General features: G+C 60.2%; 4 protein-coding genes and 3 pseudogenes. 4 read left to right on the top strand and 3 right to left on the bottom strand.

The annotated features are described in order from the left end of the window. Positions 1-401, top strand: a pseudogene (locus tag KO490_RS02500) (hypothetical protein); the annotation flags it as partial. Positions 402-468: 67 nt separating this feature from the next. Here KO490_RS02500 and KO490_RS02505 read toward each other — a convergent pair. The 3 genes from KO490_RS02505 to KO490_RS02515 form a co-directional block, all read right to left on the bottom strand. Then, the gene (locus KO490_RS02505; RefSeq protein ID WP_216017832.1) at positions 469-1,458 is read right to left on the bottom strand and encodes a collagen-binding domain-containing protein; all 990 of its coding nucleotides are present in this window, start codon (positions 1,456-1,458) and stop codon (positions 469-471) included. Positions 1,459-1,856: 398 nt separating this feature from the next. Continuing rightward, positions 1,857-2,855 (bottom strand): polysaccharide pyruvyl transferase family protein, encoded by a 999-nt coding sequence (locus KO490_RS02510; RefSeq protein ID WP_216017833.1) that lies wholly within the window; start codon positions 2,853-2,855, stop codon positions 1,857-1,859. 441 nt (positions 2,856-3,296) lie between these two features. Beyond that, entirely contained in the window at positions 3,297-4,601 is a 1,305-nt protein-coding gene (locus KO490_RS02515) for an oligosaccharide flippase family protein (RefSeq protein WP_216017834.1), read from the bottom strand. Between the two features lie 1,418 nt (positions 4,602-6,019). Here KO490_RS02515 and KO490_RS02520 point away from each other — a divergent pair. The 3 genes and pseudogenes from KO490_RS02520 to KO490_RS02535 all read left to right on the top strand — a co-directional run. Next, a protein-coding gene (locus KO490_RS02520; RefSeq protein ID WP_216017835.1) for an IS3 family transposase occupies positions 6,020-7,131 on the top strand; the annotation gives its coding sequence in 2 pieces (ribosomal slippage) (positions 6,020-6,275 and positions 6,275-7,131; 1,113 coding nt in all). A 1,225-nt stretch (positions 7,132-8,356) separates the two neighbouring features. Beyond that, a pseudogene (locus tag KO490_RS02525) lies at positions 8,357-8,683 on the top strand (IS21 family transposase); the annotation flags it as partial. Positions 8,684-8,967: 284 nt separating this feature from the next. Then, a pseudogene (locus KO490_RS02535) lies at positions 8,968-9,197 on the top strand (ATP-binding protein); the annotation flags it as partial.

Below are 9,197 nucleotides of genomic sequence, written 5' to 3' on the forward strand. Positions count from 1 at the left end.
GCCAGCTGTCCGAGTTCCGCTCGGGTGCGATGGGCGATGAAAGCAAGGTCACTTCGGGCGTCCGTCTGGACGGCGATCTGAACATCGACCTGTCGGACTGGGACGCCTCGGATGCGATGGGCGAGACGGTCCTGATCGATGTCGACCAGCTTGTCGGCAGCTTCGACGACATCGGCGTCAAGGGCCTGGGCGATCGTCAGGATGCACTGATCCGCATCGACTATGTCCGCGACGAGGTCACGCTGGTGCTGGGCGAGGATGGCAAGGGCAGCGGGGATATCCGCATGACCACCAGTGGCGAGGAAGCCTTCGTCGATTACAGCGACGATGCGGCACTGGCCCGGCTGTGGGATGCACTGGCCGCGCCTGCGGTCCAGGTGATGGACGACCCGCTGATCTGACACGGCAGGGCGCAAAAGAAATCCGGGGCCCCGCAGGGCCCCGGACGATCACGCGGTGATACCAGGTTCAGGCGCGCTTGCGACGGCGCAGCAGGCCACCCATTCCCAGACCCGACAGCAGCAGGACCATGCCCGCCGGCAGCGGCACCGGGGCAGGCTGCGGCATCGCGGAAACCTCGGCCGGCAGTTCGCCGTCCGACAGGCCGGTGAAGTGCAGCTCGCTCAGGCCGTTGAAGCTGGAAGCGAAGACGCTGCCCTCGATATTGCCCGCATTCGTGGTGACCGTGGCACCCGAGGCCAGGATCGCACCGGCGCGGAACTGGGCGTCGAAGATCACGTCGGTGAAACCGGTGAAGTTCCACACCACGCGCGACAGCACGTCCGCGTTCTGCTGCGCCTTGAAGGTCGAACCCAGACGGAAGACCGTGTCGGCATCGGTGGCGGTGACATTGACCACGGCCCATTCGACATCGTCGGACAGGTTCAGCACGAAGTCGCGGTCGCTGCGCAGATCGGCCTCGGTCAGGGACAGGACGCCGATCCCGTCGGCGGGGCTGGTGATCGTGAAGGTATTGCTGCGGTCGCTGGACGATCCCGCACGGGTGACACCCGTGGTCGAAGGGGCCAGCGAGGCAAGGTTGGCGGCATAGTCGGTCAGGATCTGTGCATAGTCCTGCGGGGCCGAGGTTGCCGAATAGACCTGCTTGGTGCCGCCACCGTTGAGGTTCACGCGGTCCAGGCCGTCACCGACCGCGGCCGTGCCGCCATTGTTCAGGTGCACCTGCGAGCTGACGCTGCCCGCGACGATGAAATCGTCGAACTCGGACGCTTCGCCCTTGGAGTTCATGTAGACGACGGTGCCCGAATTGGCCTTGTAGTCGCCGCCGACCAGCGCACGGCCATCGATGTGAAGCCCCCCGCTGCCGGTGACGTCGCCGGTGGTGATCAGGTTGAACTGGCGAAGCAGATCGCCCGCGCCCAGGGTCGAGGCATGGGCGGAAGTCAGGCCCAGCATGGCGCAGGCCGCGCCGAGGGCAAGCAGGGGTGAACGGAACATGAATACCTCTTAATCATGATTGACGGTCGAATTATTGGCGGTCGCGCCTTGCGGCAATCTGTCTTTTCGACGGAATCGCCGCGGTCACCGGCAGGATCGGCCGGAACGCTCTTGGTCGAATGTGATGAGAATTGTCGTAAAAGCCCCCCGGCGGACAAGCCTCTCTTAAGGCTTGGCGCCCACCACAAGGGATAGGTCCGCTATCTTACGGATATCGCGGGGCGGTTTCGGCAATGGCAGGCGTGCTTTGCCGGGCAGTCCACGGACCTGCCGGGCCCTGGGTGGCCAGAAAGGCACCGACCGAAACCGAAATCGCCCCCCGGAGATGCGCGCCGCCGAGGCGATGGGGCGCAAGGGGCAGGGCGATCTCATCGCCCTGCCTGGAATCGGGTGGGGGATCAGGACGGCCCGGACATGCTCCGCTGCACATCGTCCAGCCGGTCCATCATCCGTGCGACAAGCTCTTCGGTCCGGCCCTCGCCGCTCAGATGGACATGGCGCTTCATGGCGCGGCGGATATCGGCAGCCAGCCTCCGCTCGATGACGGGCGCGGCCAGCCGAAGCAGCTTCTTGACCTGCTGGCGCCCATCCTCGCCCAGATCGAAGCTGCCGGTCCGTGGCATGCGAGAGGTTCGGCCCGGGCCCTGCGGTCCTGCCATCGCGGGAACGGGCGCGGGCTTGGGGGTCTTCATCTTTCGCAGGTTCGATTTCAGGGCATTCGCCATCCGAAAGATCTTCTTGGGCAGTGCCAGGGATTCCGGTGCATCGATCGTCAGGTCCAGCCCCATGGCCCAGTCGGCCCATTTGTGATCGTTGAACTGGTTCGAGATCTTGATGGGCACCCAGGGAATGCGGAAGGCATCCGCCATGATGGCCCCGTGCATGGATTCGGTGACCACCAGATCCGCGCCGATGATCTCGTGTATCACCTTGCGGGCATCCTGATTGGGCAGCACCACGCGCAGATCGCACAGATGCCCCAGCCGTTCCCAATCGATCTGCAGCTGGGCGGTCGAACGGTGGGGAATGAATATCGCCCCGCCGCCGCCCCGCGAACGATCGGCGAATTCCGGCATGACCGTCAGCAGCGAGGCCGGGTCCGAGATCCCGACACCATCGTCCAACCCCAGAAGACGCGCCGTCAGCGGCCCCCTGACCCATGAAATGCGCACATCGTCGGGATCGACCGGCCCGAGGCTGCCATAGCCCGAACCGCTGCCGCAGACGAGGACCTTTCCATGACGCTCGACGATGCGCGTTCCCAGGATCGATCCGATGCCGAACAGGGTCGCGTCTGGATCGCGATCCCGCCAGCCGGGAAGGAAGTGATCCCAGAACCACAGGTTCATGTCGTCGCCGAAATTACCGTTCTTGGAGGCCGCGTAATAGAGTTCCAATGAGCTCAACCTTTAAAAGAACAGGCCAAATCATTTTCACGAAACAGGATATGCGGCACCTGATCGGGATTTAATTTTCAGCCTGTCACCATGTGACCATTACCCGTGTACATATTGACGATCCCCTGCAGGATATCCTGTCGGACGCAGGGTAAAGTCCTGTCGACTAGAGCATCTAAGGCAATTTCGGACAAGGATTTTGCGGATATCCCCTTTCACGAGGATATCAGCGCACAAATTTCGGCACGGCCCTTGAGCATTATTCTTGGGTATTCAAATGGGCTGTGGCGTGCCTTTTCGCCCACCGTTTCTTCCCAGGATGCAGCGATTGCAGCGCCGTCATGGGCGATGCCGGTGGCGGGGATGCACGGTTCGCGGGTCATCCGACGCAAGGGCGGACACATCCGGCACGGGCGACGTTCCGTGCCGGACAGACCCCGATCAGGCTGACAGCGGCTGGGCGGTCATCAGCGCATAGACATAGGCTGGAATGATGATCGCCACGGTCGCCAGATCATAGCGCAGCATGACGATCCCGCTGCGCCTGGACATCGCGATCGAGACCCCCGCCGTGATCAGCTCGCCCAGGCCCAGCCCGGTCAGCAGCCCGTAGATGCCGAAGAAATGCGCGCCCAGCACCATCAGCAGGATACGAGAGGTCGAGAACACCCCCATGACGATCGAATGCCCGCGGCTGTTCCCGGCCGCCAGCATGGCATTCTGATAGGGCATCGACATGATCGCGATCGCCCCGTTCAACGCAAGGATCGACAGGAAGCTGCCAGCCTGCGCATAGCGCGGATCATAGAGCAGATCGACCAGCGGCTGGCTGATGAAGCTCAGCAGCAGGAAACAGGGCAGGATCCCGAACAGACTGAGCTTCTTGACCTTGCCGACGGGACGGTTGAGCGGTTTCCCCTCGCGGTGCAGACGCGACATCGTCGGGAATGCCACCTGGTCCAGGACACGGGCGACCAGATCGCCCAGGGCCCAGGCGATGGTCGTCGCGATGGTGATCCGGCCCAATGTCTCGACCGAGACCTCGAGGCCCATGATCGCGGTCGAACCCTTTCCGCCCAGATAGGTGAACAAGGTGCCCAGAAGGATCCAGCGGCCGAAATTCACGATCTCGGTTATGACGCTTCGATCGAAGATCAGCCGGGGGCGGTATCGTGGCAGCCAAGTATAGCTGAGCAACAGGTTGAACAGCACCCCCGAGATGGAGCCCAGCACCAGCGACCAGACCGATTGGAGCCACCAGGCGAAGAACACGTTCGACAGCGTGGTCAGGATCTGCACGGACATGCTGAGCAGGGTCAGCTTCTTCAGCTGCATGTGTCGACGACAGGTCGCCCCGGCCATCGAGTTCATCCCGCTCAGGATCGGCATCACCGCCACGGTGCAGAGGATCGGGAACAGCTGCGGTTCGTCATAGAGCCGGGATACGGGCCAGGCGATGAGGGCGGTCAGCCCGCCGATCCAGAGCCCGCGCACGGTCTGCACGCTCCAGGCCGTGTCAAGAAACACCTTCTCGTCGCCACGCGGGCTGCGGATCACCGAAGGAATCGTGCCGATGTCGCTGAGCATGCCGACCGCGCCGATGAAGACCCACGCCAGGCTCATCAGACCGAAGACATCGGGGGCCAGCAGGCGCGTCAGGATCAGGGTGGACAGAAGCCGGATCCCGTAACTGGCCACGAACCCGAAAGTAGTCCAGCTGGCACCGCGCCCGCTGGTCGATCTCAAGAAACTAAGCATGGGGAAACCGGCGACCTCGGGAAAACCTGCGATGACGTGATGCTTCGGAAGCAGTGCCTTGCCAAGAACCGCACCCTGCGCGCCGCTTGTGCCAAATTCCGGGTAGCCTGACCAGTGGCCGTTTCCTGGCATGGTCGGAGCGAAATGGATCGTAAGGGGCAAAACCGTGATGGCGGCGGGAGCGAAACCGTAAAAAATTATATTCCCATTTCTCGCCACCATACAGCCTATCGAAGTCAGACTCCGCTCCATGGCACGCAAGAAGGGCGTTCCGCCTCCGCGCGGTCACACCAGGTCTGGGCAGCGGAATCATGAGCCTGGAAGAAAGGCGTGGGGCGGGTCCAGCGCACGAAGCCGCATAGCAACGCACCAGGGGGCCTAGAAGCGGCCTGCGTTTCAAATGCACCCGGAGGGAGCGGCAGTCCGAGGCGTGGGACTTTTCCAAAAAAGAGGTCGGGTCGGAAATAGCCGTAGCTTGAACTGTCCACTTCGCCTGTTGGGGGATCGATTTTCGTGACGGTGATCAGGTCGGCGGGATCAGCCGCAAGGAAAAAAAGCTGCTGTTACCAAGAAGCCGATCAGCGAAGTCAAGGTTCAGGCGATGATCGCCAGCGACCCGGATGCACCGGAAAACACCGCGGCGCAGCTTGAACCGCCCCGTGTTTACCGAAAAGTAAAAAGCTCAAAGGATCAGCCCTGTGACTAAGAGACGATTCACCCCGTTTATCCGGCTGAACTTCGCGAGCGCGGCATTCGGCTGTTTCAGGAAAACCGTGCCGACATCGCTGCGTATCGTGGCTTCGCGCCCAAGATTGGCACCGGTCAGAGGGCTGGTGCTGATGAGCGCGGAGGAGGATCAGTTCGAGGAATTGAAACGCAAGAACCGCAGGTTGCGAACTGCCAATGAGATCCTGAAGAAAACATCTGCACGTATGTCATCTTCGGGGGTTTGCTTACGCTGCCCAGCTAACATTCCGGATACATAAGACAAACCCCCTTGGATCTTCGTAAAAACGCCTACTATTGGGTGTACAAGTAGGTCAAGTAGCTGAGTTGGCAGTAGTGCAGCATCGACCCGTCGCGGTGGAGATTATTGCTCTTCTTAAGGCGCTTTTGCTGGGTAACGATCTTAGAAGATCGTACCTGTGTCCAGCTGCATTACAAAATCTTTGTTCTGAAGCAGGCGATTGAGATCGTCTGATAAAGCCTCGTTTGGGGTTTCCTTGCAAACTTGCGTATCGGGAGGCTCCTGCATGTAGAATACTTTTCCACTTGGAATTTTCCTCGGCTGGAAACCCGTGGCATTCGCTAGGTTCTTTGATGTAGGGCCCTTATCTGGACTGACCTGCTCCCCTGAAAAGTCCTCGCTTTGAGGTTAGCCTGTTCTCCAACGAAGGAGACAGACGATGAAGAGAAGCCGATTTAGCGAAGAGCAGATCATTGGCATCTTGACGGAACACCAGGCGGGGCTGGGCGCGAAAGAACTTTGCTGTAGGCATAGGATCAGCGATGCGACGTTCTACAAATGGCGCTCAAAGTATGGCGGCATGGAGGTGTCTGACGCGCGGCGCCTGAAGGCATTGGAAGCCGAGAATGCGAAGCTCAAGAAGATGCTGGCGGAGCAGATGCTCGATGTCGCCACACTGAAAGAGATGCTCGGAAAAAACTTCTGAGGCCCGGTTCGAGGAGGCATGCCGTGGACTGGGCAATGAAGACCAAGGGCTATAACCAGCGGCGCGCCTGTGCGCTGGTTGGGATTGATCCGCGTGTCTATCGGCGAAAGCCGAAGCGACCGGCGGACACCGAGTTGCGAGGTCGGATGAAGGAATTGGCGTCCGAGCGGCGCCGGTTCGGCTATTGCCGCCTGCACATCCTGCTGAAGCGCGAGGGCTGGGAGGTGAACTGGAAGAAGCTCTACCGGCTCTCTCGCGAAGAAGGGTTAACCGTCCGCAAACGGGGTGGACGCAAGCGCGCTGTGGGCACCAGGACGCCCATGGCGATCCCGCAGGGGCCAAACCAGCGGTGGTCGCTCGACTTCATGTCAGACGCGCTGGAAGACGGGCGCAGGTTCCGGGTGCTGAACGTCATCGATGACTTCAGCCGGGAATGTCTGGCGGCTGTCGTGGACATATCCATCGGCGGAACGCGCGTCGCCCGTGAGTTGGACCGGATCGCAGAATCGCGTGGCTATCCCTGCATGGTGGTCAGCGACAACGGCACCGAGCTTACCAGCAACGCAATCCTGAAATGGCAGGAGGATCGGCAAGTCGAATGGCACTACATTGCGCCCGGCAAACCGATGCAGAACGGCCTGGTGGAAAGCTTCGACGGCCGCCTAAGGGACGAGTGCCTAAATGAGCACCTGTTTACCAACCTGCGCCATGCCCGCCATTTGATTGCAGCATGGCGAGATGACTACAATCACCACCGCCCGCATTCGAGCCTCGACGGTCTCACCCCGCGGGAGTATCACCAACGGTCAAGAGAGGACCAAACCCTGAACAGAGCTAACCAATAAACGCGGACTCAATGGGGAGCAGGTCAAATGATTCATAATTCCGATTACATAACTAAGAATATGTGACAAGGTGGATGCTATATAGGTATGCGAAATGTGATAATTGAGCACTGACGCAATTTCAGGAAATCTGTGCATGTGGGCCTTGATCGAGCAGCAGTAGGTTCGGTGGCGAGTTCAACGGAACGCACTCGCGCCGCGCCGTGGTCGGGCCAGTTCATCATACTGGCGGATCGGAAAAAGCTTCGGCCCGCCTCCCCTCATCGTGACATGCGACCGCTGCAAGTTGCTTGGCCGCAGCACATCACGAATAGGAATGGGCCAAATTCGAAACAGCTCACGCTTACAGAGCATGGAGCGGTCGAATTTTGAAGTTTTGGCGCGGCCTTTTTCCAAAGCCTTTTGCGACCGGGAAGGTTCTTCTGGCCAAGGATCAGCTCCCTCATAGCATAGCACGATCAGAAGCGGGATCCAAGACCGCCTAGGGCGAGCAAAAGCTCTCGAAACAGTGTGCGGACAAGGTTACGGTCCTTGATTGCACGGTTAATAGGACGAACGCATATATTGCAAACGGCGCCCTGACGAACCTTTAAGGCGACCGGAACAGTGTCCGAACCGCGGCCTTTCTGCCACCTGCGACTACGGCGTTTCGCCTCGCTGCTGGTGCTAGAGCGGAGCGGCGTACTCCTGTAGCCGGCCTGCGAGATGCGCAGCTGAAAGGACGGAACGGATGGAACACTGGTCGGATATCTTTCCGCTGATCTTCCTGCCCTTCAAGCTGACCGTCTTGGGAATCGGAGTGTTGTTCGTTATCAGATAGCATGTCGAGCGGGACGATGAGAAACGCGAGAAGCGGCGGCAACGTGGACAACTGCCACGCTAGGGCAAGAAGCAACGCCAGCGCCCCGACCAGCCATCATTTTTCGCCACGCATTCCAGCATATGATATGCGGAATGGACATGCCAAGCGCTTAAGACCACGGCCCAGAACATCCAGGTAATGCCCTTCAGGCCCTATCCTGAACTCATCATCATCAGGAATCGGTCGACAGCAACAACCGCGAAACCGATTGCCAGGACGACCGCCGCGGGAAGCATTGGCCGTTCATAGATTCTATGCATGCGAGGTTCTTCGGGCCCGAGCTGCGACGCCCTGCGGTCGTGCCCCCCTCAGGGTTGAACAGCAGTGCTTCGCAAAGCCGCTCAGAACGCCGCTGAATGGACCTGCACCCTAGTATCCGGCTTGGAGAAGGAGCAGGTCGGCGTTGCCCAACGGAGGTTCTTCGTACCCCCGGCCAACGCTCAAGAGTTGCACCGAGTTCGACGCTTGGCTCAAGGATTGCTGCGTTGCCTAGGCCAGAGCGAATCCACATCAGGGGGCTCCGGGATCGAACGATCTGGGATATGTTCCAAGACGAGCGCGTGAGTCTTGTGCCCTATGTCGGTCCGTTCGACGGCTTCCATGCTGTGCCAGCGTTGGAATCGAAACCTGCCTTATCCTGTTCGACAATACCGCTACTCCGTGGATGGCCACGCTGTTGGCCGCCCTGTCTAAATCCGAGCTTATGCCAAGCAGAACGAGTTCTGACAAAAGTAAGCCATCGCGTCGCCATCCGTTCGAGACCGATTGCGGACAAGATCGTAGGGCAGGACACCCAAGCTGAGGTGCTTCCCCTTCCTTGGACAGGATCTGGCGCTTTTTAAGCTCTGATCTGCTCCTGCTGATCGGGTTGCGTTGCTTCTACTGTCAGTGAGTAGACCACTGCCGGCGGTTGGCCGCCAAGGGCCTTGTGCACCCGGTGGTGATTGTAGAACTCCATCCATGTGCGGACACCCGCCCGGGCCTGCATCCGGCGCGGCAAACGGGGGCACTTCTTCAATGTCGTGGACCTGGTGAACAAGCTCGATGCCAAAGCTCGTGCCGACAGACGGGGGTGCATGGCAGACCTGCTGTACCGACTCGACTTCCTGATCCTCGACGAACTCGGCCATCTTCCCTTCGCGCAGACCGGCGGCCAGCTGCTGTTCCATCTCGTCAGCCGCCTCTATGAACCGCGCCGGGTTTG

It is taken from the genome of Paracoccus sp. C2R09 (assembly GCF_018860625.1).
Classification (GTDB): Bacteria; Pseudomonadota; Alphaproteobacteria; order Rhodobacterales; family Rhodobacteraceae; genus Paracoccus.